23 protein-coding genes are annotated in these 26,215 nt (G+C 35.0%); 4 read left to right on the top strand and 19 right to left on the bottom strand.

Features of this window, described 5'->3' with window-relative positions; genetic code table 11:
- Window positions 1-11: 11 nt before the first annotated feature.
- The gene (locus DFR79_RS03200; protein ID WP_133514063.1) at window positions 12-1,814 is read right to left on the bottom strand and encodes a DAK2 domain-containing protein; all 1,803 of its coding nucleotides are present in this window, start codon (window positions 1,812-1,814) and stop codon (window positions 12-14) included.
- A 177-nt stretch (window positions 1,815-1,991) separates the two neighbouring features.
- Here DFR79_RS03200 and DFR79_RS03195 point away from each other — a divergent pair, with 177 nt between their 5' ends.
- Together DFR79_RS03195 and DFR79_RS03190 are read left to right on the top strand one after the other, a co-directional pair.
- Window positions 1,992-3,062, top strand: coding sequence for an ArsR/SmtB family transcription factor (locus tag DFR79_RS03195; protein ID WP_133514062.1), 1,071 nt, complete (start codon window positions 1,992-1,994; stop codon window positions 3,060-3,062).
- A gap of 78 nt (window positions 3,063-3,140) precedes the next feature.
- Complete coding sequence (locus tag DFR79_RS03190; protein WP_133514061.1) at window positions 3,141-3,701, top strand: hypothetical protein; 561 nt, start codon at window positions 3,141-3,143, stop codon at window positions 3,699-3,701.
- Window positions 3,702-3,783: 82 nt separating this feature from the next.
- Here the strand turns inward: DFR79_RS03190 and DFR79_RS03185 are convergent, their stop codons facing one another.
- From DFR79_RS03185 to DFR79_RS03175, 3 genes are read right to left on the bottom strand one after another with little or no spacing between them, the layout of a single operon-like run.
- Window positions 3,784-4,821 carry an ATP-binding cassette domain-containing protein gene (locus tag DFR79_RS03185; RefSeq protein ID WP_133514060.1) on the bottom strand — a complete coding sequence of 346 codons (1,038 nt, stop codon included), beginning with the start codon at window positions 4,819-4,821 and terminating at the stop codon, window positions 3,784-3,786.
- Complete coding sequence (locus DFR79_RS03180; protein ID WP_133514059.1) at window positions 4,821-5,516, bottom strand: GTP-binding protein; 696 nt, start codon at window positions 5,514-5,516, stop codon at window positions 4,821-4,823. The genes DFR79_RS03185 and DFR79_RS03180 overlap by 1 nt, the downstream gene beginning before the upstream one ends.
- Entirely contained in the window at window positions 5,513-6,721 is a 1,209-nt protein-coding gene (locus tag DFR79_RS03175) for an ABC transporter substrate-binding protein (RefSeq protein WP_133514058.1), read from the bottom strand. Before DFR79_RS03175 ends, DFR79_RS03180 begins: the two co-directional genes overlap by 4 nt.
- Window positions 6,722-7,055: 334 nt before the next feature.
- Here DFR79_RS03175 and DFR79_RS03170 point away from each other — a divergent pair, with 334 nt between their 5' ends.
- Window positions 7,056-7,724, top strand: coding sequence for a Crp/Fnr family transcriptional regulator (locus DFR79_RS03170; RefSeq protein ID WP_133514057.1), 669 nt, complete (start codon window positions 7,056-7,058; stop codon window positions 7,722-7,724).
- A 293-nt stretch (window positions 7,725-8,017) separates the two neighbouring features.
- On the opposite strand, the gene DFR79_RS03165 is transcribed toward DFR79_RS03170, so the two are convergent.
- Complete coding sequence (locus DFR79_RS03165) at window positions 8,018-8,311, bottom strand: inorganic diphosphatase (RefSeq protein ID WP_133514056.1); 294 nt, start codon at window positions 8,309-8,311, stop codon at window positions 8,018-8,020.
- Window positions 8,312-8,568: 257 nt separating this feature from the next.
- Between DFR79_RS03165 and DFR79_RS03160 the strand changes: the two genes are divergently transcribed.
- Entirely contained in the window at window positions 8,569-10,341 is a 1,773-nt protein-coding gene (locus tag DFR79_RS03160; RefSeq protein ID WP_133514055.1) for a methyl-accepting chemotaxis protein, read from the top strand.
- Between the two features lie 127 nt (window positions 10,342-10,468).
- Here the strand turns inward: DFR79_RS03160 and ric are convergent, their stop codons facing one another.
- The 14 genes from ric to DFR79_RS03090 form a co-directional block, all read right to left on the bottom strand.
- Window positions 10,469-11,182 carry an iron-sulfur cluster repair di-iron protein gene (ric, locus tag DFR79_RS03155; protein ID WP_166637956.1) on the bottom strand — a complete coding sequence of 238 codons (714 nt, stop codon included), beginning with the start codon at window positions 11,180-11,182 and terminating at the stop codon, window positions 10,469-10,471.
- A gap of 79 nt (window positions 11,183-11,261) precedes the next feature.
- Window positions 11,262-12,029, bottom strand: a complete 768-nt coding sequence (locus tag DFR79_RS03150) for a DUF438 domain-containing protein (protein WP_133514054.1) — start codon at window positions 12,027-12,029, stop codon at window positions 11,262-11,264.
- A 224-nt stretch (window positions 12,030-12,253) separates the two neighbouring features.
- Window positions 12,254-13,918, bottom strand: a complete 1,665-nt coding sequence (gene hcp / locus DFR79_RS03145) for a hydroxylamine reductase (RefSeq protein WP_347814022.1) — start codon at window positions 13,916-13,918, stop codon at window positions 12,254-12,256.
- A gap of 348 nt (window positions 13,919-14,266) precedes the next feature.
- The gene (locus tag DFR79_RS03140; RefSeq protein WP_133514052.1) at window positions 14,267-14,761 is read right to left on the bottom strand and encodes a ferritin family protein; all 495 of its coding nucleotides are present in this window, start codon (window positions 14,759-14,761) and stop codon (window positions 14,267-14,269) included.
- Window positions 14,762-14,842: 81 nt separating this feature from the next.
- Window positions 14,843-15,694, bottom strand: coding sequence for a thiamine pyrophosphate-dependent enzyme (locus DFR79_RS03135; protein ID WP_133514051.1), 852 nt, complete (start codon window positions 15,692-15,694; stop codon window positions 14,843-14,845).
- Window positions 15,694-17,370, bottom strand: a complete 1,677-nt coding sequence (locus DFR79_RS03130; RefSeq protein ID WP_133514050.1) for a 2-oxoacid:acceptor oxidoreductase subunit alpha — start codon at window positions 17,368-17,370, stop codon at window positions 15,694-15,696. The genes DFR79_RS03135 and DFR79_RS03130 overlap by 1 nt, the downstream gene beginning before the upstream one ends.
- A gap of 300 nt (window positions 17,371-17,670) precedes the next feature.
- Window positions 17,671-18,819 (bottom strand): non-hydrolyzing UDP-N-acetylglucosamine 2-epimerase, encoded by a 1,149-nt coding sequence (gene wecB / locus DFR79_RS03125; protein WP_133514049.1) that lies wholly within the window; start codon window positions 18,817-18,819, stop codon window positions 17,671-17,673.
- A 10-nt stretch (window positions 18,820-18,829) separates the two neighbouring features.
- Entirely contained in the window at window positions 18,830-19,309 is a 480-nt protein-coding gene (locus tag DFR79_RS03120; RefSeq protein ID WP_133514048.1) for a DUF6530 family protein, read from the bottom strand.
- A 134-nt stretch (window positions 19,310-19,443) separates the two neighbouring features.
- Window positions 19,444-20,235 carry a TIGR03915 family putative DNA repair protein gene (locus DFR79_RS03115; protein WP_133514047.1) on the bottom strand — a complete coding sequence of 264 codons (792 nt, stop codon included), beginning with the start codon at window positions 20,233-20,235 and terminating at the stop codon, window positions 19,444-19,446.
- Between the two features lie 27 nt (window positions 20,236-20,262).
- Window positions 20,263-21,534, bottom strand: coding sequence for a putative DNA modification/repair radical SAM protein (locus DFR79_RS03110; RefSeq protein ID WP_133514046.1), 1,272 nt, complete (start codon window positions 21,532-21,534; stop codon window positions 20,263-20,265).
- 536 nt (window positions 21,535-22,070) lie between these two features.
- Window positions 22,071-22,871, bottom strand: a complete 801-nt coding sequence (locus tag DFR79_RS03105; RefSeq protein WP_133514045.1) for a family 1 encapsulin nanocompartment shell protein — start codon at window positions 22,869-22,871, stop codon at window positions 22,071-22,073.
- A complete protein-coding gene (locus DFR79_RS03100; protein ID WP_133514044.1) occupies window positions 22,872-23,246 on the bottom strand; it encodes an encapsulin-associated ferritin-like protein in 375 nt (124 codons plus the stop codon). It lies immediately after the preceding gene.
- Window positions 23,247-23,429: 183 nt separating this feature from the next.
- Complete coding sequence (lpdA, locus tag DFR79_RS03095; protein WP_133514043.1) at window positions 23,430-24,827, bottom strand: dihydrolipoyl dehydrogenase; 1,398 nt, start codon at window positions 24,825-24,827, stop codon at window positions 23,430-23,432.
- Between the two features lie 77 nt (window positions 24,828-24,904).
- Window positions 24,905-26,107, bottom strand: coding sequence for an SAM-dependent methyltransferase (locus tag DFR79_RS03090; RefSeq protein ID WP_133514042.1), 1,203 nt, complete (start codon window positions 26,105-26,107; stop codon window positions 24,905-24,907).
- Window positions 26,108-26,215: the final 108 nt, after the last annotated feature.

Raw genomic sequence — 26,215 nt, 5'->3', positions numbered from 1 at the left:
TTAACAACCCCTTAGTTTTTTTCTATTAATGCAACTGCTGTACTACCTCTCCCTGCATTCATAGCCACTATTGGAGATATCGCTTCTAAAAAATAAGCTTCTATAGATAATAATTCGCTGAAAGATTCTTTATACCTTTCTGCTCTTTTTAAATCATCACCGTGAACAACAGCAAAACGCTTAATGCCATTTTTGTTTTGATGATTTTTTAAAATTGATTTTATCTTTTTGAAATTACCTTTTTTGCTGAAGGCAGTTGCAAAAGCATTACCCTTACCCTCCCGGTCAATTGAAATTATTGGCTTTAAATTTAAAATTCCAGCCAGCTTTCCTTTAAGGGGGCTGACTCTACCTCCACGAACCATATATTTAAAATCACTGACACTAACATAAATATATAAATTTTCTCGAATAGATTTCAAATATTCAACAGTCTCAGCAAAACTTCTGCCGGCCTCAAGCTGCTCAGCTGCTTCCATTACAAATAATCCTTCAGCTCCGGAGTTAGTCTTCGAATCAATAACTTCAATTTCAAGCTCCTTATCCCTATTTTCTGCCATAACATTTTCTGCAGCTTTCGTCAGATTATCATAGGTGCCGCTCATTTTTGAGGAAACAGTAATGGCGATAATCGAATCATAATGCTCTGCTAAATAATTTAGCTTATCTTCAATTCTTTTAACCGGGGGTTGAGCTGAAGAAGGATATTCTTCTGCCTGATCAATAATATCAAAAAAGTTTTCTGTATCTATAGTTAACTTGTCTAGATAATTAGTCCCCTCAACTAAAATATTTAAGGGCAAAATATGGATCTGATGCCGATCTCTGTACTCTGCCGGAAAATCAGCAATAGAATCAGTTAAAATAGCAGTACTATGATTTCGTCTGTATTTAACTGCCTGCTGCAGCTGCATGTCATCAGCTTTTTGCTCCAGAATATCAGCATATTGATTTAACCTGCGAAATAATTCTGGTGGCTGATTGGTATGAATATGAACCCTTAATTTATTTTTATCACCAGCAGTAATCAAGGAATCTCCAAGATCAGAAATTTGTTCTTTTAATTCAGCCAATTCTATTTTTAAATTAGCTAGATAGGCCTCAGTACAGTAACGAAAGTTAATTTTCTCTTCCTGTCCAATTTCTTTTTCTGATAAACTTTCAACTGGAAAAGTTTTCTCTACCTTTAATTCCTTAAGATCCCCACTTTTTATAAAATCAACAACACCTTCTAAAAAAAGCACAAAAGCCCTGGCTCCAGAATCAACAACATCAGCTTCTTTTAGAACTTCCAGCTGAGTTTTTGTGTTGGTTAAAGAATCACAGGCTGTCACCAGTGACTCCTCCATTACTTCTGCAAAGTCACTGCTCCTATTTTTTAATTTTTTTAATGCCTCAGACCAGTCTTTCATCACAGTCAAAATTGTACCTTCTACCGGATTATTAATTCCCTGATAAGTATAATTAACAGCATTTTCCACTGCCTGAGCAAATTTATAAACATTTATGGACTCTTCACTCTCCACACTGTTTTTTAAACCATTTATAAATTGAGCAAAAATAATTCCCGAATTACCTATTGCCCCTTTTAAAGCAGCCTCTCCCATAGAATCAAGAGTAACACACAGAGAACTGTCCTTAACAGCTTCATTTCTAACTACATTTAAAGTGCGTGAAAGATTGCTGCCGGTATCACCATCAGCTACTGGAAAAAGATTAATCCTATTCAATTCTCTTTTATTGGCTATAACTTCTTTTGCTCCTGATAAGAAAGCATAATAAAGTCTTTTACCGTCAAGATAAGTTATTTTCATCCTGTTACCCCCTGACTAAATCAATAATCTTTACTGTTAATTTTATTATATCCTCTATTGCAAAAAATTGAAAGTTATTTGAAAATAAATTCTCAGAAATTAATAGATTTAACTTGACATTAGATGTTTATCTAATTATACTATAGTTAGAAATTAATCAAAAAGGAGTTGTTTTAGATGAGTATGAAGAAATATCAGCTTGATAGATCGATAATCTATGAATTTTTATTAAGCCTTTTCCGTCTGGAAAATAGTGAAGGAATGAAACTAAAAAAATTAGAGTTGGAAAAAGAAATAAAACTGGAGAAAGAAATTGTTAACTGGGTAGAGGAGAAACAGAAAAAAATTCCGAAAACAAAAAGAAATTTAATAGCTAAATATTTCAATGAGGAAAGCTATTTTGGCCTCTGCCTTGTTTCCGAGATACCATATCTTGAGCTGACAAATATTGAAGAATATCTGAATTATTTAAAAACAAAAGAAGCAGCAGATTTTATTAAAAGATTTACTCAATCAGGATATGGCCCTGCTTCTTCAGAGAAGGTTGATCTAGATAAAGTTAAGAATCTAATAAATAATGAAAAAAGGGCTGCAAAATTTGTTAATGATAAAATCAATTTAGCTTCTGATCAAAAATGGAATTTACTTCATTTTTATTTTAATCCGGAAGAAATGAAAAGTGAATTTATTGACCTGCTCGAATGGTATTATGAGGAAGTATTTAAAGAAGATTTGGACTGGATAAATAATAAATTAAAGAAAATCAATGATACTTATGAAGAAAATTTAAACCGCTATGGTGAAAATTACTTAGAAAATATTTTAGAAAAGTTAATAGATGAACCACTAAATGCCGAAGAAAACTATATTGCCTTTTCTTATTTTTATGAAACTTCTCTTTTAAACAGCATTTCTGACAGCGGAGACAATTTTTATATGATAGGATTTCGATTCCCTGAAATCTTTGCCGCAGATAAAGAAGGAATTTTAGGCAGCCTGGAAATATTTAAAGCCCTGGCAGATGAAACAAGATTAAATATCATATCTCTTCTGGCAGAAAAAACAATGTACGGTAATGAAATAGCTGAAAAATTAAATCTTACTAATGCCACTATTTCTCATCATGTAAGCAAATTATTAATGAACAATATTATTAATGCTCATAAAGAAGATAATAAACTATATTTTCAATTAAATAAAAAAAGTTTTAAAAAAATAATTTTAAAGTCTATTGATAATTTAATCTAATTTTTTTAGAATGAATTTAGATATCCATCGAATTCAAAGTCATTAGATATTTATCTTAACAAGTAAGGAGGGTCCAAAGTGGTTCTTAATCAAAAAAATCTTGAGTTTTACTATCCTGGTCTTTTTGTTATTAATCTATGTATCTATCTATTTATGAGTACTGTAATTAATTATTTTTTGAGCTTTAATACTAATCTTGTTAACTTATTATTCATCCTGATCCTTTTTATCTCAACTTTCTTTTTTAGTATTCTTAAATCTGAGTTAATAATTAGAATTTTAAATCTTAAAAATACCATTATCACTGCAAAATTTATTCTGGCAGTAATTACATTTATCGCAGCTCTTTTAATCTACAATGATTATAGTTTTGAATCAGCAGCTTTCTATCTGCTAATTTTTAGTGTAGCACTAATCTACGGAATTTTAAACTCAGCTTACAGCAGCTACTATCAAAAAAACAAAAATGAGAAACTAAAAGAGATAATAATTCAACATAACTTAGAAAAATTAATTATAATTATCCTGACAATTGGCACAGTTAATCTCATTAAAATTACCATGATTCCTATAACACTTACGGTTACAGCCGCCTATTATTTGCTTTCAGGTTATATAAATACCTTTCAAAAAATCTAACATATCTGTAATTATTGTGAAATTAATATCTTATACCAGGTACAAAACAGCTGTTTTGTACCTGGTACTAAATAATTTATAATTATGCAGTTTTTATTTCAGCCAGTTCATCACTGATTCGAGATAAATTATTACCATAACGAAGATCATCTCTTAAATCAGTCATCACCTTGTCTAACACTTTTAATTCCTTCATTAATTCTTTTTCTTCCCCAGTAGTTTCAATTATATCTTTAATTCCACCATTATTAATTATAATCCGCTTATCTCCCATTAAAGCCAGTATTGGATCATGGGTAGCCATTAAGACTATTTTTTCTTCTCCTACCAGCAGTTCTAGTGCTTTTTCGCGGTTAATACCCGCATTCTCGATCTCATCAATCAAAATAATGGGGGAAGAACTCAAAATTGCAGTATCTGCTATCATCAGTGCTCGAGACTGACCACCACTTAAACTTGTAATTTGAGTCTCGCGGCCAAACTGTTCTCCCGCCAGCTGATTTGCTTCTTTAAAAATTCTTTCCACAACATCTTCCTGATTATCGATTAAACGACTTTCTGCATGCAGATTTAAAAACTCCATCACCGAAAGATCCATCACAAAATTCATATTCTGTGATAACTGGGCAACCAGCTTTTTACCGCCAGTAAAGCGCCATTTTTTATCAGGAACCTCATCATTAATCAAAATCTGTCTTTCAGTGGGAGTATCACCCTGGGCAGTCCACTCTATATCTGCCAGCAGTCGGCTTTTACCTGAACCAGTTGGTCCAACTATAGAAATAATTTCTCCACTCTTAATATCCAGTTTTTCGTAATTTTCCCACTCACCATCTTTGTCTTTTCCGGCAACTATGGAAAGGGTTCCTACAATCGAATCATTTTCCCCCAGAAACTCCTGCATATTTCTAATGTGAGAAGTAAGACTACCTGCAAACTGGTCCAGATCAAATACTACATCTTCCATCTCTTCTATAGTTAATTCTGAAAATATTTCCTTTAAGCTTTTATCTTTATCATCAACAGCCAATTTTTGATCTTCAAAAAAACCTTCTGTATAAGGATATTTCTCTATAATTTCGTTGATACTTAAATTTTTTAATTTGTCTTTACTTATCATTACTCATCACCCAGTTCTATTTTTCTAACATTTCCTAATTGGTGTTCTTTTCCGATTCTGGTTTCACCAAGACAGTAGGAACACATAGCAGAAGGCATAGAAAATCTCAACTTTTTACCTGTAACAGTCTCTATATGATCTTCTTCATCATAGAGCAGAGTTGAAAACTCAAAAGCACCCTGACCGGTAAGTCCATTAACATTCATTACCATAGCATCCGGATTAACTGTACTGACCCGGGAGGCAAAAACTTCTCTTTCTGCCTGAGAAACAATATCCCCTTTGGTAATTACTACAATATCTGCTGTTTTTAACATCGGACCAATTTTTTTAGGAGTATTAATTCCACTTAAATTATCAATCACACAGATTGCCTTGATATCTTTGATATAAGGAGAACAGCGGTTACATAATCCCGCACTTTCTGTAATTAAAAGATCTAAATCTCTTTCTTTACCCCACTGTACAACTTCTTCTATATTGCTGACAAAATAGTGATCCGGACAGAGAGAACCTGACAAACCTTTTTTAACCGGCACACCCGCTTTACGGTAAAGTTCATCATCATCTGTATATAAACAGTCAAATTTAACTACTCCAACTTTTAAACCTCGCTGCTGGATCGCTTCTATAGTTTTCAAAATCACAGCAGTTTTACCGGAAGACGGTGGTCCGGAAAAAGTTACTAGATTCATACTGCAGCCACCTCCACAGCTTTGTTAAATTCTGCATCTAAGTCTCTTAAAAGTTCGCCCGGATTTTCCCCTCTCAGGAAATCCCAGCCAGGCCACATAAAATCTGCATTTTCGGGCAGTCCATTATCAACTTTTGGCAGCACACTCGGGAATAATCCCTGTTCAGCCAGAATCTTACCCATTTTTTTAGAAGCCATTAAGTCAATTAAAGGCTGCATCTGTTCTATCTTCTCTTTTTTAGTTAACATAAAGATTGGAGAAACAATTGCTCCATCTTCAGGCCAGACAAATTCCATATGTGGAAACCGCTTTGCCATTCTGGTAAAGAAATAGGGCATAATTGTAATTGCTGGCTGATCATCAGCTTTACGGCCACCTTCTTTAACCATCTGGGAAGGATGCAGTGCTTTTTTCATTGAACGGCCCAGATTCTGAACACCTTCTCTGCCATAAGCTTTATAAATGTTTAATAAAATCGCATTAAAAAGGTCAAAATCACTAACAGGTAAACTGACACTGTTGGCAAATTCTTCACTTAAAATTTCTTTCCAGCTTCTTGGGATTTCTCTTCCGTCCAATTCTTCTTTGTTGACCAGAAATACTGCTGGTACTATACTTAAAACAGAATAGTCACCTTCAGGATCCAATAAATCAACACCTGCTTCGGTAAAATCTTTGTTAAGTTCTTTAATTCCGGTAGCATCTTTAAAAACATCCTGGCGGCGGAAGCGGTCCATTAAATCTTTATCAAAAAATAAATCAAAACCGGCGGAAATAAATATATCAGAAAGTTCATCGGCCGACTTTATTTCTTCAAATCCATCCTGCAGCCACTCCAGACCCTGAGAAGCAGATTTAAGATCAAGCTCTACCTCATAATCAAGTTCAGCACTTATTTTTTCTAATTCCTCAGTCATTGGAATCTTTACCGGACAGGGTAAAGAACCTGATACTTTAATTTTGTCTCCACTAACATTTTTGGCGGCTTTCTTTGCAATCTCTGTTTCCATCAAATCTACAAGTTTTTCTAAATCAAGATTTTTAAGACCTGCTGCCTGCTTTAAAGTTATCTGTTTCCCAAAACTTTTTCGTTTAGCCTCATCATCGAGTTGATTAAACCCTTTATTAACCAGTACTGAAATAACTTCCGGATATTCCTCAGTTATCTCAAATAAATTTTTATTAATATCAATTTTTCTTTCCATTTCTAAAACACTCCTTATTTGGTACCGGGTACTTGGAAATTATTTCCAAGTACCCGGTACCTGCTTTTTATTAACTATTTAAAGTTTAGCATTTTACTCAACTTTATTCTGTGACATATCTCACTCAAGTAAAACTTTTTTTAATATCTAATTTTTGATAGAATAAATTATGTACAGTAGTTTAAGGATATCATTAAAAACAGCTCTAGTCTGCGTCTTATATCACAGAAACAGTGTTTTTTGACAATAAATCACTAAAGTTGAGTAATTCACTTGCTTTTTTAAAAATAATTACTTATTATAGAAATAGAAAATAAATTTGAGGTGGAAATAGATGAGTGTAGTTAAAGAAATACCTTTTTTTAGTTTGCTGACAGAAGAAGAATTAAATTTAATTGATAAGATTGCCGCTGAAAAAGAATTCCAGAAAGGAGAATATATCTTTTTTGAAGGTGAATCTGGTGACAAATTTTTTATTATCAGAGAGGGTCAGGTAAAACTGACTAAGATGATTAAAAACGGAGATGAACAGATTTTAAATATTTTTAGTAATAATGATATCATTGCAGAAATCATCGCTTTTGATAAGGGTAATTACCCGGCTTCTGCAGTTACTATGACTGATACTGAAGTTATTGTTTTTGACCAGTCAGAATTGGAAAATTTAATCTTAAAGCATCCATCAATTGGAATTAAACTACTCCGGGAAATGAGTGGACGTTTACGCCGGGCCCAGCAAAATGTTAGAGATCTGGCTCTAAAAGATAGCTCTGCCAGAGTGGCTGGACTGTTAATCTTTCTGGCTGAAAAATATGGAAAAAAGAAAAAGAATAAAGTCGTTTTGGACATCTCTTTAACTCAGCAAGAACTGGCCAGTATGATCGGCAGCAGTAGAGAAACTGTTTCCAGAGTTTTAGGAAAATTTGAAAGTGAAGGCCTCATTAAAACTTCCCGTAAAAAAATTAATATTTACCAACCTGAGAAAATTAAGTCATATACCTAGTTGAAAGCTAATGTTAATTTATTGTTAATAATTATTATTGTTAACTATTTTACTTGACATACCTACCTGATGATATATAATGAGTTTAATAACCTTTATAAGATTATAAGACTATAAGAAAAGGAGGTTGATATTATGAGAGATTTACTAATATCAGCACTAATGGTAGGTATAGTAATGATACCACAGTTAGCTGAATTATATGTTTCAAAAAATAACTAGAATATTAATTGTTTTAAGCACTTAAAAAGTCCCGGGATTTAAAGTCCCTGGGACTTTTACTTTTTTAAAAATTATTTATCATTTTTTTGATAAGCTGCTTTTGATTCTTCAATTACCTGCAGTGCCTCTTCTATTCCAGCCCAGCCGATAATGTTTATCTTTTTTTCTAAATTCTTATACACAGAAAAGAAATGCTCGTATTCTTTGAGCAGATGTTCCTCTAAATATACATAATCAGCAGGATAATAAACTGGTGAATACATAACTCTATCCAGTCGAAACTTATCTTTTTCCTTATCATACTCATACTTGTTGTTGCTACCCTTTGGTATTTCTACCAAAACATCAATTAAGTTATCACTCATTTTCTTGCCTCCAGTATAATTATGATTACTTTAAGCATTTATTTCTAGAACAAAGAACTTAATTCTTCTTTTTTCAGCCAGATTAGTTAAAAAAACTAAACTCTAACTTTTTTTACAAATTCGATCAAAAAAAGCATTTCATATTTATAAAGGTTTTATATTTAACTTTAAATAAAAAATTTATATGATATAATTAAGCAAAGTTTTACTTTTTTCAACAATTTTCGCATTATTAATCAAAACAGGGAGGAAATTTAATGGGATTTAAAAATTTAAATATTGCTAAGAAAATATTTTTAGTAATTGGGCTTAGTTTTTTGATTTTAGTATTGATTATGGGGTATTTTTTCAATCAACAGTTTAACACTTTACGCGAGGAAAACACACAAACAGTCAGCAGCTATCTGCTGGATTTAGAAAAAAAGAGAATTAAAAATTCTACAGAAACAGCTTCCCAATTTTTGGGAGAATTAAGTATTTCAAATAGTGAATTAAGTGAACAAAATTTGGAGGAGCTTATCCGAAATTATAATCAGGATGTAGGTTTTGGTGAATTAGGATATTTTTTCATTTATGATAATAAGGGGAATACTATTTCTCTTCCTCCCTCTCCAGAAATTGTGGGCAGCAATAGGTGGGATCTCCAGGATGCTAATGGTAAGTATATAATTCGCTCCCTGGCAGAAACAGCCAAAAATGGTGGTGGCTTTGTTGATTATATTTATGCTAACCCAGAGACCGGTGAACCCGAAAATAAAATTAGTTATGTAGCTCCAATTGCAGGTACAGACTATTTTATAGGTGCTGGGACTTATGAGGGAATAATTAATAGTCAGGTAAATGGGGTAAGAAGTGAATTGGCAGCTATTATTGGCAATATGTCTACTGCCTTAATTATTTTCTTATTAATCGCTGCAGTTATTTTTACTCTTATCATTTACTTCATTTCCCGCTATATTTCAAAAAATATCAATCAGGTTTTAACTGGTATGAATAAAATGGCTGCTGGAGATTTAACTTACAGAATGGATATAAAAAGTGATGATGAAATTGGAAAACTGGCTCAGGCCTATAACAAAACTGCTGAATCACAGAAAAAAATGATTGCTGAAATCCAGATGGAAATTAGTGAATTAAGTGCTCAAAGTGAGGAGCTAGCAGCATCTGGTCAGGAAGTAGAAAGAGCTGCCGAACAGGTTGGTGGAGCAATCGAAAATGTTGCTTCTGGAGCTGAAGAACAATCGGCACAAATTTCTGAAACAAGTAAAAATGTCAGTCAGTTAATTAACCAAATTGAAACAACTCGCAAAAAATCTAAAGATATGGACCAATCCTCTACTCAGGTTATTGAAAATGTTAAAACAGGAACTGAATCAATGGAAAGCTCAATTAAGCAGGTCAATCAGGTAAAAGATAATTCTGCAGAAATTGGAGTTACCATTAATAATCTGGGAGATTTATCAGAAGAAATTGGAGATATTGTTCAATTAATCAATAATATATCACAGCAGACAAACTTACTGGCCCTGAATGCTGCTATAGAGGCTGCCAGAGCAGGTGAGGCCGGACGAGGATTTTCAGTTGTTGCTGATGAGATCAGACAGCTGGCTGAAGAATCAGCAGCTGCTACCGATAATATTTCTAAATTAATTGATAAAATTCAGGCTGGTGTTAATAATGCAGTTCAAAAAATGGATGGAACCGAATCTGCTGTAAATAGCAGTGTTGAGGTTATTGAAGACACCGGTGAAGTATTTAAAAACATTGAAGGTGCAGTTACTCAACTGAGCAGTTTGATCAAAGAAATAGATAGCGAAACTATGCAGATGGCAGATATAAGTGAGAATGTTGATAATATGATCAATAATGTTGCCGCTGTTAGTGATGAAGCTGCCAGCAATGCTGAAGAAGTTGCAGCCTCCAGTGAAGAACAGATTGCTTCAACTGAAGAAATTGTATCTGCGGCTCACAGATTGTCAGAGATGTCAGATAATCTTAAAAATATGATTTCTAAATTCAAGGTTGAGTAATTAATAATTAGAATAATCGTATGTATTTTAATCAGTTTTATTATAATTATTTTAAAATCTGAATAACCTAAAATCCCCCGGTAAATTTGCCGGGGGATTTTTTGATTACACTCTTCTAAGCAGGTAATTATATATTTTTACTTTCCAGTCTGGCAAAAAGAATATTATTTTCTAAATGAATATGCTGGAATAAATCTGCTTCTAAGTCCTGAAGCAATTGATAGGTTAACTTATAAGAATTACAGGCATCTTCAGGCAGACGATAATCAGCAGTAATTTCTCTCAATTCTTTGATTATATCTCCAGCTGTATCATGTTCAGCTTCCAGTTCTAAAATCCCATTCAGGGTTTCTTTCCGATCAGCATTTTCTTTTGCCTGAGAATATTCTTTAATTAAAGGAAAGATCTCTTCTTCCTCTTTGATTAAGTGCTCTTCCAGTTCCATCTTTAAAATATTAAAGAGTCGATGCACCTTCTTTAAAACTTCTCCATGTTTTTGACGATGGGCCCGTAAAACCTTAGTTGTAAGTTCTGAAAGCTGGGGCAGTGTCTGCTGTAAAAAAGCATGATGGTTATCTATAATATATTCAATTAACTGAGACTGTGAGAGATTTTTAGGATCCTCAATCTCTGCATAATAGTCTTTTTTCTCAGAATAATTTTCATTTATTTCTTTGAGTATTGATTCTGCTTTTACACTTTCGTTTAAATCTTTCTTTACTGCTTCTTTTAACTTTCTGTCCCCTCCACAGCAAAAGTCAATTTTATTTTGCTTAAAAATCTCTGCCGCTCCAGGAAATTCTGTCACAATATTTCCAACTGTATCATTTAATTTAAACATTTTCTACACCTCATATCAGATTTATATTTAACAAAATAGATTTTGCTCATTTAACCTTAATTTATAAATATTTTCAAATTTAATTATTAATCTCTGCTTCGGGAGTAAAACCGCAGTAACCAATCTGATCACTTTGAGCTTTAATTTCTTCCCACTTGCTCTCTTCAATTACATCTTTAGCTGTCGGATATAAAATATTATTTTCCTTAAAGATATGGTCTCTTAAAGTCACAACTACATATTCTGTATGCTCTTTAAGTTCTTTTTTAAACTTATCAAAATCTATTTCTCCCGCTTTCTCAGCCAGTTCACTAATCTTTTCTTTGTGAGGCCAGAGATCATCGTGCTCCATCCTCATAATTCTGGTTGGTCCTGTGACTCCACTTTTATCTACTTCCGGGAAAAGAGTTTCTTCTTCTCTGGTGTGGTGTTTTTCGGTATCTAGTAATTTTGCACCCAGCTCTTTTAATTCCTCAAAAACAGGATTTTCAGCATCATAACTTTCTAAAGTCTGAATTTCTGAATTAACTTGATCTAAACGGTCCAGTATTTTTAATATCTCTTCATGTTCAGCAATTAAAGTACTCAAAGGATGTCCTACCGGTACATTAGTTTTCAGTTCTTTTAATTCCTCTGCCATTGCTTCAATATGTGCAGTGCATAAATGTCTGAGTTCCTTCTCATCCAGCCCTTCATTAATTAATTCCTGTTCAGCTTCCGAAAGTTCTTTGGCACTAATACTTTCAATTAATTCCTGAGCTTCTTTTTTTACTTCCTCTGCTGCCTGACCACTATTTAATCTTTCCAATAGATTTTTTAATTCTTCTTTTCTTGCTGCTGCAGTCATTTTACTGCCTCCTTATATAAATTATATTTAAACTTGAGTAATTTACTATGTTTTAATTATGACATCTATTTTAAGACAGCTCTATGACATATATCACATAAGTTAATTTTTTAGATAAAAAAAGACCTGCCCGCGAATGCAGACAGATCTTTATTAATATATTATCAACAGCATTCAGCTGTTTTTTTACATCTTTATCCAGGTACCCGGTACCTGGAATTTTTTTACTCACCAGCCATAATAGCTGCTACATCTTCTTTAGCCTCACCAGTTGGCTTGATATCAAACTTATCAACTAATACATTAAGCACATTTTCGGAAACAAATGCTGGCAGTGTGGGTCCAAGACGAATTCCCTTGACTCCCAGAGAAAGAAGTGCAAGTAATACACAGACAGCTTTCTGCTCATACCAGGCGATATCATAAGAAATTGGTAGGTCATTAATATCATCTACACCCATTGCTTCTTTTAACTGTAGAGCAATATAAGCTAAGGAGTAAGAGTCATTACACTGACCTGCATCTAATACTCTAGGAATTCCACCAATATCTCCCAGATCAAGCTTGTTGTAGCGGTACTTAGCACAACCAGATGTCATAATTACTGCATCTTCTGGTAATTCTTTAGCTACATCTGTAAAGTATTCTCTGGACTTAAAGCGGCCGTCACAACCACCCATTACTACAAAGCGGCCAATATCTCCATTTTCTACAGCTTCGATTACCTTGTCAGCAACACTCATTACTGTATTACGAGCATAACCACCAGGGATTGTTCCTTCTTCTATCTGAACTGGAGAATCACAGGTTTTCGCTAATTCAATAATTTCGGAGAAGTCTTTGCTTTCTCCTTCTTTACGGTCAGAAATATGAGTAACTTCTGGATATCCTGCCATACCAGTTGTAAAGATACGATCTTTATAAGAATCTTTAACAGGTGTGATACAGTTAGTTGTCATTAAGATAGGACCATTGAATGATTCAAATTCCTTGTCCTGCTTCCACCAGGAGTTTCCATAGTTACCAACAAAGTGATCATACTTTTTAAAAGCTGGATAAGAGTTAGCAGGTAACATTTCACTGTGAGTATAAACATCTACTCCAGTACCTTCTGTCTGCTCCAATAACTCCTCCATATCCTTTAAATCGTGACCACTGATTAGAATACCAGGATTATCATTGACCCCAATATTTACATCAGTTGGCTCCGGGTGACCATAAGTAGAAGTATTAGCTTCATCTAGAAGAGCCATTGTTTCTACTGCCATCTCACCAGTTTCCATAACTAATCCTACTAAATCATCTACACTCAGGCTGTCATCTGTAGTTGCTGCCAGACATTTTTGAGCAAATCTATCAATTTCATCTTTCTGCTTACCTAAAACTCTTGCATGATCACCGTAAGCTGCAATCCCTTTAAGTCCGTATGTAGCAAGCTCACGTAAAGATCTAACATCTACATTTTCAGTTTCCAGAACCCCAACATCTGTACCCTTATCATAATAATCACTTACATCATCACTATACCAGGTTGCATGTTCAGGTAAATCTCCACTGAATTCTTCACCGTGATTTTCTTTATAAACTTTTTCAAATTTAGCCTGAACTTCATCTCTAAGTTCAAAGGCTTCTTCAATTAGATCTTCAAATCTCTCAGAATCAAAATTAGCATTAGTAATTGTAGCAAATAAACCTTCCATAATAAATGGAGCTGTTTTATCAGAAAGATCAAGTCCTTCTTCTTCAACTTTTTCTGCATAAACAGAAATTCCTTTAAGTACAAATACTAATAAATCCTGTAAGTTGGCAACATCTGCATCTTTTCCACAGACACCTCTAACTGTACAGCCTTCATTTTTTGCTGTTTCCTGACACTGATAACAAAACATGGACATAATTATTCCTCCTTTTAAAATAAGTTGCTACTGCAGATTTATCTAATTTTTGCTGCAGATTAAATTAAATTTAAAGTATTAGTTCTTCACTCAAGTATTATTATATAACACTCTAACTTTTCTTCTATGATTTATATCACATAAGAAATCAAAAAACACCTGCAGTCAGAATTACTTTAGCTTACACTTACAAATATATATCTAACTGAAATTAAAAACTTAACCGTCTCCATTGAAAGAAACAAGTAATTCAGTAAAACATAACTTTATCATGCAAAATCTATTATAAACCCCGACTACAGGTGTTGTTGGAATATATTAAATTAATTTAGTTTACAGTTTTTAGTAATCCTCCAGGTGATACCACTCTGCGTCCTCAAGCCAGGTATTAGGACGATTAACCATTTCGATAATATTATCTATGATTCGCTCATGCTTTTTTTCTTCTTCTGCCAGACGTTTAAATGTCTTTTCTACTGCTGGCAGTTCAGTTTCTGCTGCTTTTTCTGTATAAAATTTAAAGCTGTCAACTTCCATCTGCTTTGCCTTTGTATAAACATCAACCTGCTGCTGGGTAAAAATACTATCTTCTGCACCAGTCACATCTTTAGAGATTGCCTCAAAAGCATCTTTAGCTTTGGGAAGGATACCGGACTCAACTTCGTCAACCTTTTTTTCTTCCATCAGCTGTCTTACTATATTTTCATGCTTTTTTTCTTCCTCGGCCAGCTCCAGAAATACACCTCTAAGACTTTCATTATCCGATTCTTCCGCACATTCTTCATAAAACTTGCGGTTTTCCACCTCAAAATCAATTGCAAATTCATAAATATTCATTATAACAGCCTCCTTAAAATTATATTTCGCTTTGTTTTTTTAGTTGTAATAATTTGATATTTGCTGATTTAATAATCAATTTTACTTGAACTCATCAATTAAATATTTTAAGTCATCAACCTGTACATCACGCTCAACTAATGCCTTATCCTTTAAATAAGGTATTCTATCTCTAAAGGTAGGTTTCTCTTCTCTGTAAATGATTCCAATTGGAATTTCATCTCCAAATTCCTGGGCCACCTTCATTGCTGCTGCATGATCAGTAGGATCATGATCCTCTAATTTATAAACACGTTTATTGTACCACTGATAGGTATTAATTTTATTAAAGGACACACAGGGCTGAAAGATATCAATCAGCGCATAACCCTTATGTTTTTTAGCTTCTCTAATCATTTCTTTAAGATGTTCGCGATCCCCAACAGTACTCCGGGCCACAAAACTGGCTTTCATGCCAACTGCAAAGCGAACAGGGTTAAGTGGTTCGGCATTTACTCCATGAGTCTGAACCGGGGTTCTGAGTTCTTCCACACTGGTTGGTGAAGCCTGTCCTTTAGTCAATCCATAAATCTGATTATCGTGAACCAGGTGTATAATATCAGGATTACGTCTCATGTTGTGCAGAATATGGTTTCCACCTTCACCATAACTACAACCATCTCCAGATTCAACAATTACTGTCATTTCCGGATTAGCAACCCGCATTCCAATTGCAGGTGGAAATGAACGTCCGTGCAGTCCATTAAAACCATTAACTTTAATATAATGAGGCATCTTTGCTGCCTGTCCAATTCCAGTATACATTGTAACTTCCTCTGGTTTTAAATCCAGGTCAGCTAAAGCATCTGCTAAGGCTGTTCTTAAAGGGAAGTTACCACAACCTGGACACCAGGCAGTTTCTCGATCAGCTTGATAAAGATTTTTATCTACCATTATTCACTCACCTCTTCTTTAAATCTTCTATAGATTTCCTGGCCGGAAAATGGTCGACCATCATCTTTTAAAATATTATAGTCTGCTTTGATTCCTGTTTCACTTCTGACCAGTCTATCAAATTGAGCACCAGCATTATTTTCGACAAATACCAGTTTAGCATCCTTTTCTGCTATTTCTTTAATAGTTTTAGTCGGAAGCGGCCAGACATCATTAAATGCCAGCTGTCCAACTTTGTAGTCATCAGAAAGAATATCTTTAGCTTCTCTGATTGGGCCAGCAGTTGAACCCCAGCCTACTAAAATATAGTCAGGTGCTTCAGGACCTGTGTATTCTGGTTCCAGCAGATCTTCGTTTTTCAATTTTTCCATTTTTTTATTTCTTTTTTCAACCATCTTATTTCTGGTTTCTGCATCTTCAACAATGTGAGCAAATTCGTCATGTTCATCACTATCTATAAGTACTATATTATCTTTCAGCTGTCCTGGATAGGCCCGGGGAGAAATTCCGTCTTCAGTAAATTTGTAGCGTTTGTATTCTCCCTCCACCTCTGCTGGATCAACTAAATGTCTTTCAATTTTCATTTCAGATGTATCAATTTCTTTAATAGTTTTGGAGCCGTCTCCCAGGAATTGATCAGAAAGAATAATAACCGGAATCTGATATTTATCGGCAAGATTAAAAGCCCTAAATGTCTGATAAACAGCATCTTCCTGGTCTTTAGGAGCTAAAACCATCAGTGGAAACTCATCCTGAGCAATATTAACTGCAAATAACAAATCTCCCTGACCGGTTCTGGTTGGTAAACCTGTTGCAGGTCCTGGACGCTGCACATCGGCAACTACAATTGGTAATTCTGTAATTCCAGCCAGACCGATTCCCTCAGCCATTAGCGCGAGTCCACCACCAGAGGTACCAGTCATCGATCTCATTCCAGCATAAGAACCACCAAGTGCCATATTAATAGAAGCAATCTCATCTTCCGACTGTTCTACCACGATGCCCAATTCCTCCTGTTTACCGGCAACATAATGCAAAATTCCTGTAGAAGGTGACATAGGGTAGGCAGTATAATAACTTAAACCCGCCAGCAAAGCACCCAGACCAACGGCACTATTACCGTCAATTACAATATTTTCTTCATTTTTTCCGAGGTCTTTAAGATTATATAATTCGTTGACTGCATCATAACCTTTTTTTAATAAATCTAAGTTATCATCAACTACTTCTTCTTTTTTAGCAAAATGTTCTTTAACAGCTTCTTCAGCCTGATCTGTTGGCAGACCCATAATCTTGAAAGCCGCTCCAACAAAGACTGTATTGACTGCACGAGGGTTAACCTCTTTGGCTATTCCCTTTGCATCAAGGTAGACCATCTCATCTTTATCAGATTCAACTTCCGATAAGATTGTTCCATCCTCATTCATTTGAGGACTATGAATTTCCACACTTTCTTCATTTAAAGCCAATAATAAATCTATGCCTTCATCAGGACCTTCAAGCTTCTGGTCACTTATTCTAATCTGCATAAAGTTATGTCCACCTCTAACCCGGGACATATAATCTTTAGTGCTGAATAAGTAATAACCATGACGGGAGAAAGTTTTAGTCAGCATTGCTTCGACTGTTTTTAAACCCTGTCCTGCCTCTCCAGCAATTACAATATTAAAATCCAATCTTATTACCTCCTTTTCCAGTTTTGAAAATTTCCTTTAATTTTTCGCATGAATATAGTATTTCTCTTTCTAATATATATTATTCAAGAGACAGCTGGTAAATCCTGCTTCAAAATGGATAATTTTTGGCCTGGTTTGCTAAAAATTTAGATTACTCTAATAGTAATAATAATTATCATTGCTGACATAAAAAGGCTCCCAGCTAAATATATTTTAACTGAGAGCCCTCTAAAAATTCTCTTATTATTTTTTAGATTAATACAAGTTTTTGTTTAAAAATTTATTAACTTCAATATATTGCTAAACCTCAAAATTCTGAGGCCGCTGATTAGTGAATCCAAAGTGGTAATCAATTGCTTTGATTATTCTCTCTACTGCTCTCCCATCCCCATAGGGATTAACTGCTGCAGCCCGGTTTTGATATTCTTTTGCATCAGTTAATAATTTTAAACTTTCCTTAAAAATTGCCTCTGCATTTGTGCCAACTTTAAGTACAGTACCTGCTTCAACGGCTTCTGGTCTTTCAGTTGTATTTCTTAAAACCAGAACAGGTTTTCCCAGCGATGGGGCTTCTTCCTGAATTCCACCCGAATCAGTTAAAACCAGATCAGATCTGGCCATCAAATTTGCAAAGGGAAGATAATCAAGGGGCTCAATTAAATGAATCTGTTTATTTCCGGCCAGCATTTTTTTGCTCAATTCCCGAATTACAGGATTTAAATGAACCGGAAAAACAACTTCCAAATTATCAATTTGCTCTGTCAGCTGCTGCACCGCTCTAAAAATATTTTCCATTGGTTCTCCCAAATTCTCCCGGCGGTGAGCTGTCAATAAAATAACTTTTTTATTCTCGAAATCTAAATTTTTGAGTAGTTCATCTTCAAACTTATAATTCTGATCTACTACAGAAAGCAGAGCATCAATTACTGTATTTCCGGTCACATATATCTTTTCTGCCGCTGTATTTTCCAGCAGTAAATTTTCTTTAGCTCTTTTAGTTGGAGCAAAGTTTAAATCAGCCAGTACCCCTGTCAGCTGTCTATTCATTTCTTCGGGAAAAGGTGAATATTTATTGTGAGTTCTCAATCCAGCCTCTACGTGGGCGATTTTTATTTGATGATAAAAAGAGGTTAAAGCCCCAATAAAGGTAGAAGAAGTATCACCATGAACCAGTAGAAGATCAGGTTTTTCTTCTGCCAGAATCCCATCAAGCTTCGTAATGATGCGAGCTGAAAGACCGCTTAAAGTCTGTCTATCTTTCATGATATCCAGATCATAATCCGCTTTTAGCTGAAAGAGATCCATAACCTGATCCAGCATTTCTCTGTGCTGAGCCGTAACTGTAATGATCAGCTTATAATTTTTATTTTTCTGCAGAGCTTTTAATAAAGGTGCCATTTTAATAGCTTCCGGTCTGGTACCAAAAACAGCCATAATTTTTTTCTGCATCTTTTTCCTCCTAATAGCCCATATCTTTTAAAAGTCTGGCCAGTACAGCTAATCTTTCTCCAATTAACTCATCATCATTGTGTAAAGCCTGATCAAATAATTTTATATCTTCTTTTAAGTTCTCATTATCTTCTGCAACTGCTACAGTCATTGCATCCCCCTGGAGTCCAATACGGTCTAATTGAGGATTTTCCTGATCATACAAATTATCGTAACGATAGGCCTCTTTAAAATGTTTGGAGGTTCTGGCCACTAAAATTGCCAGATCCAGTACCCGATGTAATGGTAATTCTTCCGATTGTCGTGACCATTTGTTGCCAGTGTGGCGCCAGACCTTAGCTGAAATATCTACTTTGCCGCGGTCATTCCACTGAGCCAAACCTAAAGAAAGTCCCTTTGCATCAGAGTCATAAGCTTTTCTGCCGTCAACATTTTCATAATTTTCACAAACTATTACCGGTTTGTGTTTTAATTTTGTTGGTATTTTCATTATTTTGTCTCCTTTTTACTAGTTTAGTAAATTACTAAATTACTAAATTACTAATTAATTATAATTCTATTTTTTATGATTGTCAATAGTTTTTAAATAAAAAAAGCAGTCATTTAGACTGCAGTTAATAAATTTTATTTAATTTTAAACTTCCGGCTGCTTCCAGGACTTTCTATTAAATGTTTCCAGTATTTTTTAGGCATAAACTGCCTCTGAGTTCCGGGGTTGCTGCGGTTTTTGATGCTGACTGCCGAAAAGAAAGCCTGCCAGAGCTGCTGTACATCTTTTTCTTTTAATGATAGTTCTGGCTCAAATTCATTTTCTAAATCAATTAAAAGCCATTCTTTCTCTGCTGCTGAAAAAATTACAGCCTCTTCTCTTTTTTTATCATGAATTATCCAGTCCATTGTTGAAAATCTATTTTTAAAATGTGGTGCCAGTAAAGCTAAAGTTTTATAATCAGGTTCAACTGCTGCATAATATTTTCCTCCTGCTGCTTCCTGCAGTCGGACTAAACCTTTAAGCCGGTGACTTTCGTGTCTAACTTTATGGGCTAGATCCTGAACCTGGCGCACATAATCTTTTGTTAAAAACTCATCGACCTTTTTCCCTACTTTAAAACCAGTAAATAAATAACGAAAAATATAGAGTTCCATTTTTTCGGATTCAGATAAATAAGCATGGAAAATATTATTTAAGGCCTGAGCTGAAATATGTTCTTTAATCTGACTGCTGAAAAATTGAGCTTTTTCGTTCTCCGTTTTCACTTCTACTCGTTCATAAAAAAGGTCATCTCTAAATTTAGATTTTGCTATTATTTTTGCCGGAATTTCTCTCTGCTTAAAAGAGCGAAATAAAGCTGTCAATAATCCCTGATAGCTTCCGTCATAGATATATACTTTTTTATTTTCGGTATTCTTCATCATTTTCGAACCTCTCTAAATTAAGTTATCTTATTTTGCCTTTTCTAAATCCCAGCCCTGATTACTGCCAGAACTGGATCCAAATAAAGAAAGCTGCTGGCTTTCGTTTTCTGCCAGCCGGTCATAAATCACACTGCTTTCAAAGGGAACTGCCGCTGCATATTTCCCATCACAGGTAATAAAAAAATTGGCTCTTTTTAAAACAATCCTCATCTTTTTTAGATTATAGTGAGTTAATCTTTTTTCTTTTCGGGCCTTAACTATTTTTGCCGCTGAGCGCGGTCCAATTCCGGGCACCCTAAGCAGCATCTCGTAACCTGCAGTATTAACCTCTACCGGAAATTTATCTAAATTATTGAGAGCCCAGTCTGCTTTGGGATCAATTTTTAAATCAAAATTTTCTCTGCCTGGAGTTAATAACTCATCTGCTTTAAAACCATAAAAACGCAAAAGCCAGTCTGCCTGATAGAGGCGGTGTTCCCTTTTAAGTGGTGGCCCGGGTATAGTTGGTAAAAGTGAAGAATTATTAACCGGTAAATAAGCAGAGTAATAAACTCTTTTTAAATTGAAATGATCATATAAACCTTCGGAAAGAGAAATAATCTGTCTATCTGATTCAGGACTGGCTCCCACAATTAGCTGGGTTGACTGACCAGCCGGCACAAATTTATCCTTAACTTTATATTTTTTTCGCTCAATAATATTATTTTCTATTCCAGCCCCAATTCCCTTCATCGGTGCCAGAATTCCCGCTTTTTTCTTCTGGGGAGCTAGTTTTTCCAGACTGCTCTCACTGGGAAGTTCTATATTAACACTCATTCGATCTGCCAGCATACCTGCCTGATAAATCAATTTAAAATCAGCACCTGGAATTGCCTTTAAATGAATATATCCCTGATAATTATATTTATTCCTCAGCAGCTGAACAGTTTTTAACAGCTGCTCCATGGTCCAGTCCGGATCTCTACAGACTGCAGAACTCAAAAATAAGCCTTCAATATAATTGCGCTTATAAAAGTCAACAGTCAGCTGGGCCACCTCTTCTGGAGTAAAAGAAGCACGTGGGCGATCATTGCTGGCCCGATTAACACAGTACTGACAGTCATAAATACAGTAATTTGTAAAAAGAATTTTAAGCAGCGAAACACAACGGCCGTCATCAGTCCAGCTGTGACAGATACCTGCTGCTTTAGTATTACCCAGACTGGAACTGTCACCACGCCCACTGCTGCCGCTGGAGGAACAGGAAACATCATATTTAGCTGCATCACTTAAAATTTCAAGTTTTTTTTGAAGTTCCATATTCTTTCCTTTCTAATCCTGATTCATTTCTCGATTTAATTTCTTATCAAAGGAAAATACATCAATTTTTCTAATATATTCCATAATTATCTCCTTTCTGAAAAAGCTGTTTTATATATCTTTAACCCGGTAATTAGTTTCTTCGATAGAAATGATTCAATCGAAATAGCATTAACTTAAGTTTATGAGGTTTAAAGCTTTCCCCTGTCTGACTGAAAGGAGTTAGGAAAGCTCCTAACCCTGATAATTAGATAGTTTCAAATAAATAATTACAAATGATTCAATCGTAATAGTATAGTTTTGTTATTTTAAGGTATTAAGCTTCTCAATGTCTGACTGAAAGGAGTTAGAGAAGCTCCTTAAAATAACAAAACTATACGTTAAATGGAGATTGTATTACTATTGATATCTTTAATTACATTATACTACATCAAAACAAATTTTTCAAACAAATGTTTGCAGCCCAGCCAAAAAAAATACCGCCCACTAAAAAGTCATTTAGCAGACGGCAATTTATAATTTAACTTATGCAAGTTTTACTTCAATACTACAGCGGCTTCCGGACCATTTACTCTAAAGGTAAATGTTTCAAGGAAGAATAATTCTACTTCATCATCTTTTCTGTTTTCAAATCCAAGTGAAATATCCTGACCCACTGTTAACTCAAAGTCTCCACCTCGTTCGGATATTAAAAGACCTCTATTGCCGAGATCAGGTACTAAAACAGCACCACCGTCAACCATTTCTTCAACCTTACGCTTCAGTGGATAACCTTTATCATCTAATTCATAGAGTAGAGAATAAAGTTCTGATCCTAATAATAAACGTTTGGGTCCACCAACACTATTTTCTTCAAATAGAGTCAGAGCCTTAAGCAGACCGGAAATTAGCTCTTTTTCTCCAGCGGAGACACTAACCTCTTCGTATTCAGATGCTTCTACAATACCTTCAATATTAACTTTATCCAGCCCGTAAAATACAGCTTTATTTTCTGCTTTTGCAAGTTTAGAAGCAGCCTCAATTAAGTTATCGGTATCAACATCTTCTGCTCCACGAGCCAGAGCATCAATTTCGCTGAGCTTCATTGTAAATGGAACTTTTAATTCTACTAAAGGAAGAACTTCTCTGGTAGAATAACTTACTCCTTCAACATCTTCAATTCCTACAGGACTAAAACGACCTGTATTTACTGAAGATAATTCTAAACCCTTAGGGCCCAGAAAATCCACCTCTTTTCGAGCTTTTAATTTCTGACCCAGTACATCAGTTGCCTCTTCGTCCAAAAAGTCCCAGGCTTCTGCTGCAAATGGTGCTAATGAGCGTTTTAAAATATCCATTTATTCTCCTCCTTTCATATTACCTAAACCAAGTGTTTTGCTAGAAGCAGGAGCTTCTATACTTTCTCCTCCTTCTTCACCTTCACCCTCTTCTTCTATTTCAGTTATTTTTGCAGTTTGAAAAAGGAAAGTTCTCAACATTTCATCCCAGACAGGATTATTACGTCGCAGCCATTCTAATCCCATACAGGCGTGTTCAATTTCTTCATCACGATTATGTTCCACAATTGCCTGTACATCAGGATCATTAGTTGCTACAGCACGCTGATTGTACCAGTCTACCGCCTCTAACTCCTCAATTACACTCTTAATAATACGATGATAATCAATTGCTTCTTCCGTTAATTTTTCTTCTGGTTCATGATATTCGCCCATAAATCTGACCTCCCTTTAATTTTAAATACTTAAATCAAAAAATTAAAAATTGATAGTCATTCTCAAAGAACATTATACAATTTCGCCCTGCAAAAGTCAAATTTTAACTTTGTCGAAAAATGTTGATTAAGCCTGTCAAAACAGAGTCTATTATTTCAACTTAAGCAGTTAATCTAATTCTAATCAAGCATGAATCGCACCATCTTCAAGATCTAAAGCAGCTTCGTAAATCACCTCTGCTGTTGTTGGATGAGCATGAATTGTTTCCCTTAAATTCTCTGCAGTTAAACCAAGATTTACTGCCAGAGTAAGTTCTGCAATTAAATCACTGGATTCAATTCCAATCAGAGCAGCTCCAATAATTCTATCACTTTTTTTCTCAGAAATTATTTTAACCATACCTTCTCTTTCGCCCATAGCCATTACTTTTCCACTGGCTGCAAAAGGGAAAGTCCCAATCTTATAATCTATACCTTCTGCCTCTGCTTCAGACTCTGTTAAACCTACTGTCCCAATTTCCGGAGAAGTGAAAATAGCTCCCGGAACAGCCTGATAATTCATTTCCTTATCCAACCCCATAATATTCTCGACTGCAATAATTCCCTGATGAGAAGCTACATGTGCTAAAAGAATTTTATCTGTTACATCACCTACAGCATAAATTCCCTCAGTACTGGTCTGCATCTTTTTGTTGACCTGAACTGCCTTTCTTCTTTCTGAAATTTCAATTCCTGCATTTTCCGGTTTTAGCCCGTCGATATAGGGTTTGCGGCCAACTGCCATCAGTACTTTTTCTGCCCGGACAGACTTTTCCTTCTCTTTCTGCTGATATATAACCTGATAACCACTATCATTTTTTTTAATTTCTTTTACTTCGGAAGAAGTTTTAACACTGATACGTCGGCGTCTGGCAGAGCGGTTAAGTTCTGCAGCAATATCAGCATCAACTCCAGTCACCAGCTGATCTAAATATTCAATAACAGTTACCTCAACTCCAAAATTGCGGAAGATAAAGGCAAATTCCATACCGATAATTCCTCCCCCCACAATTACCAGCGATTCCGGTAATTGTTCCAGAGCAAGGGCGGTTCTGCTGTCTAAAATACCGTCAAGATCAGCTCCAGGAATGGGAAGCGAGGCTGCCTGAGAACCGGTAGCGATTATTATGTTTTCTGCTTCAATTTCCACCGTTTCAGATTCTTTTTCTATTTTCAGGCGATTCTGATTAATAAATGAAGCCTTTCCATCGATCCGCTCAACATGATTTTTTACCAGCAGATGCTCAATTCCCCGGACCAGGCGGCTAACTATTTTATCTTTTCTTTTTACCACTGCCGGAAAGTCCACCTCAGCTTTTTCTACATTTATTCCAAAATCTTTTGCATTCTGAATATCAGCAAAAACTTCGGCAGAACGAACAAAAGCCTTGGTTGGAATACAGCCCCAGTTCAAACAGGTACCTCCCAGAGCTTCTTTTTCAATTAAAACTGTGTCTATTCCAAGCTGGCCGGCTCTTAATGCGGCCACATAACCTCCTGGACCACTGCCAATGATTGCAATTTTATATTTTTTATCTGCCATTTTTTCAACTCCTAAAATAATTAATTTATCGGCTTCAGCAATTTCCTTTAATAATTAAAAGAAAACAATTTCAAAAATTAATCTTCCTGATAAATATAATTTCTGGTTAGAGGCAGCTCAGTATTTTTTCCCTTTGAGAAAAGAACTTGATGAACTGAAGTTGAAGCATAGCGAAATGTAAATACAGCCCCCATTAAAAATGTTCTCCACATTCTATAAAAATGCTCATCAAATTTTTCTTTAACCTGATCACTGACTTTTTCAAAATTATCCAGCCATCTTTCGGCTGTTAGAGAATAATGATAACCAATATCTTCAGCATCTAAAAGATGAAAATTATTTTCCGGCAGCTCCCAGATTATTTCTCTAACTGAGGGAATATAGCCCCAGGGGAAAATGTATTTCTGCAGCCAGGGATGAGCTGGCTGTTCTTTTAAATGAGTTATTGAATGAACCAGAGATAATCCTTCATTTTTTAATAACTTATCTATTGCTTCAAAATAAACTGGAATATTTTCTTTGCCTACATGTTCAAACATCCCAACACTTACTATTTTATCAAACTGTCCATCTTCTTCAGCTAAATCTCTATAATCCTGTCTTCTAATTTCTATTTTATCAGCCAGACCTGCCTCAGCAGCTCTTCTTTTAGCTTCAATCTCCTGTTCCTTACTTAAGGTTATTCCCATTACATCTACTCCATATTTTTCTGCTGCTCTAAGAGCGAGAGAACCCCAGCCGCAGCCGATATCAAGCAGTCTTTCTCCTTCTTTTAAATTCACCTTTTTTAAAACATGATCAATTTTCTGCAGCTGTGCATCCTTAAGATCATCATCTTTATTCTTAAAATAGGCACAGGAATAGGTCATTGTCTCATCCTGCCAGAGTTTAAAGAAGTCATTTCCAATATCATAATGCTTTCTGACTCCTTCTTCCTCTTCCGCCGGGGAATCAGAAGTCTGAAAGTCCAGAACCTGATCAATTTTATACTGTTCAACTTCTTCCTTCAGCTCAAAAACATTCTCACCGGCGGTCTCAATTAGTTTTTTAATACTTCCCTCAAAGTTGATTTTGCCTTCCATATATGCCTCAGCCATTTTAAGCTGGGGGCTTTTCCTGATTTCATTTAGACTTAATTTTTCCGAAAAAATAATCTTAAAAGCGGGCTCTGACTGCAGCTGCTGATTAAAAACTTTAGTTTCTCCATCCCAGTATTCAATCTCAAATTTCTGGCCGGCAACTCTTTTAAACACAGCATTCAAAATTTTCTTTGTGAGCATTATTAAAACCTCCTGATTTTTTATTTTGCTACCTATTTCTAATTTATCATTGAATATTTTAGCAGCAGCTTAAATGTTTTTAATCTGTACTAATTTTAGTTTATAATT

It is taken from the genome of Halanaerobium saccharolyticum (assembly GCF_004362045.1).
GTDB lineage: Bacteria > Bacillota > Halanaerobiia > Halanaerobiales > Halanaerobiaceae > Halanaerobium > Halanaerobium saccharolyticum_C.
Note: the sequence above shows the minus strand (reverse complement) of the source record. Positions and strands in the feature narration are given on the sequence as shown.

What these genes read in the sequence shown, in the direction of transcription:
- DFR79_RS03200 (WP_133514063.1), bottom strand. Translation starts at nt 1,814, where the DNA reads ATGAAAATAACTTATCTTGACGGTAAAAGACTTTATTATGCTTTCTTA.
- DFR79_RS03195 (WP_133514062.1), top strand. Translation starts at nt 1,992, where the DNA reads ATGAGTATGAAGAAATATCAGCTTGATAGATCGATAATCTATGAATTT.
- DFR79_RS03185 (WP_133514060.1), bottom strand. Translation starts at nt 4,821, where the DNA reads ATGATAAGTAAAGACAAATTAAAAAATTTAAGTATCAACGAAATTATA.
- DFR79_RS03180 (WP_133514059.1), bottom strand. Translation starts at nt 5,516, where the DNA reads ATGAATCTAGTAACTTTTTCCGGACCACCGTCTTCCGGTAAAACTGCT.
- DFR79_RS03175 (WP_133514058.1), bottom strand. Translation starts at nt 6,721, where the DNA reads ATGGAAAGAAAAATTGATATTAATAAAAATTTATTTGAGATAACTGAG.
- DFR79_RS03170 (WP_133514057.1), top strand. Translation starts at nt 7,056, where the DNA reads ATGAGTGTAGTTAAAGAAATACCTTTTTTTAGTTTGCTGACAGAAGAA.
- DFR79_RS03165 (WP_133514056.1), bottom strand. Translation starts at nt 8,311, where the DNA reads ATGAGTGATAACTTAATTGATGTTTTGGTAGAAATACCAAAGGGTAGC.
- DFR79_RS03160 (WP_133514055.1), top strand. Translation starts at nt 8,569, where the DNA reads ATGGGATTTAAAAATTTAAATATTGCTAAGAAAATATTTTTAGTAATT.
- ric (WP_166637956.1), bottom strand. Translation starts at nt 11,182, where the DNA reads ATGTTTAAATTAAATGATACAGTTGGAAATATTGTGACAGAATTTCCT.
- DFR79_RS03150 (WP_133514054.1), bottom strand. Translation starts at nt 12,029, where the DNA reads ATGACTGCAGCAGCAAGAAAAGAAGAATTAAAAAATCTATTGGAAAGA.
- hcp (WP_347814022.1), bottom strand. Translation starts at nt 13,918, where the DNA reads ATGTTTTGTTATCAGTGTCAGGAAACAGCAAAAAATGAAGGCTGTACA.
- DFR79_RS03140 (WP_133514052.1), bottom strand. Translation starts at nt 14,761, where the DNA reads ATGAATATTTATGAATTTGCAATTGATTTTGAGGTGGAAAACCGCAAG.
- DFR79_RS03135 (WP_133514051.1), bottom strand. Translation starts at nt 15,694, where the DNA reads ATGGTAGATAAAAATCTTTATCAAGCTGATCGAGAAACTGCCTGGTGT.
- wecB (WP_133514049.1), bottom strand. Translation starts at nt 18,819, where the DNA reads ATGCAGAAAAAAATTATGGCTGTTTTTGGTACCAGACCGGAAGCTATT.
- DFR79_RS03120 (WP_133514048.1), bottom strand. Translation starts at nt 19,309, where the DNA reads ATGAAAATACCAACAAAATTAAAACACAAACCGGTAATAGTTTGTGAA.
- DFR79_RS03115 (WP_133514047.1), bottom strand. Translation starts at nt 20,235, where the DNA reads ATGATGAAGAATACCGAAAATAAAAAAGTATATATCTATGACGGAAGC.
- DFR79_RS03110 (WP_133514046.1), bottom strand. Translation starts at nt 21,534, where the DNA reads ATGGAACTTCAAAAAAAACTTGAAATTTTAAGTGATGCAGCTAAATAT.
- DFR79_RS03105 (WP_133514045.1), bottom strand. Translation starts at nt 22,871, where the DNA reads ATGGATATTTTAAAACGCTCATTAGCACCATTTGCAGCAGAAGCCTGG.
- DFR79_RS03100 (WP_133514044.1), bottom strand. Translation starts at nt 23,246, where the DNA reads ATGGGCGAATATCATGAACCAGAAGAAAAATTAACGGAAGAAGCAATT.
- lpdA (WP_133514043.1), bottom strand. Translation starts at nt 24,827, where the DNA reads ATGGCAGATAAAAAATATAAAATTGCAATCATTGGCAGTGGTCCAGGA.
- DFR79_RS03090 (WP_133514042.1), bottom strand. Translation starts at nt 26,107, where the DNA reads ATGCTCACAAAGAAAATTTTGAATGCTGTGTTTAAAAGAGTTGCCGGC.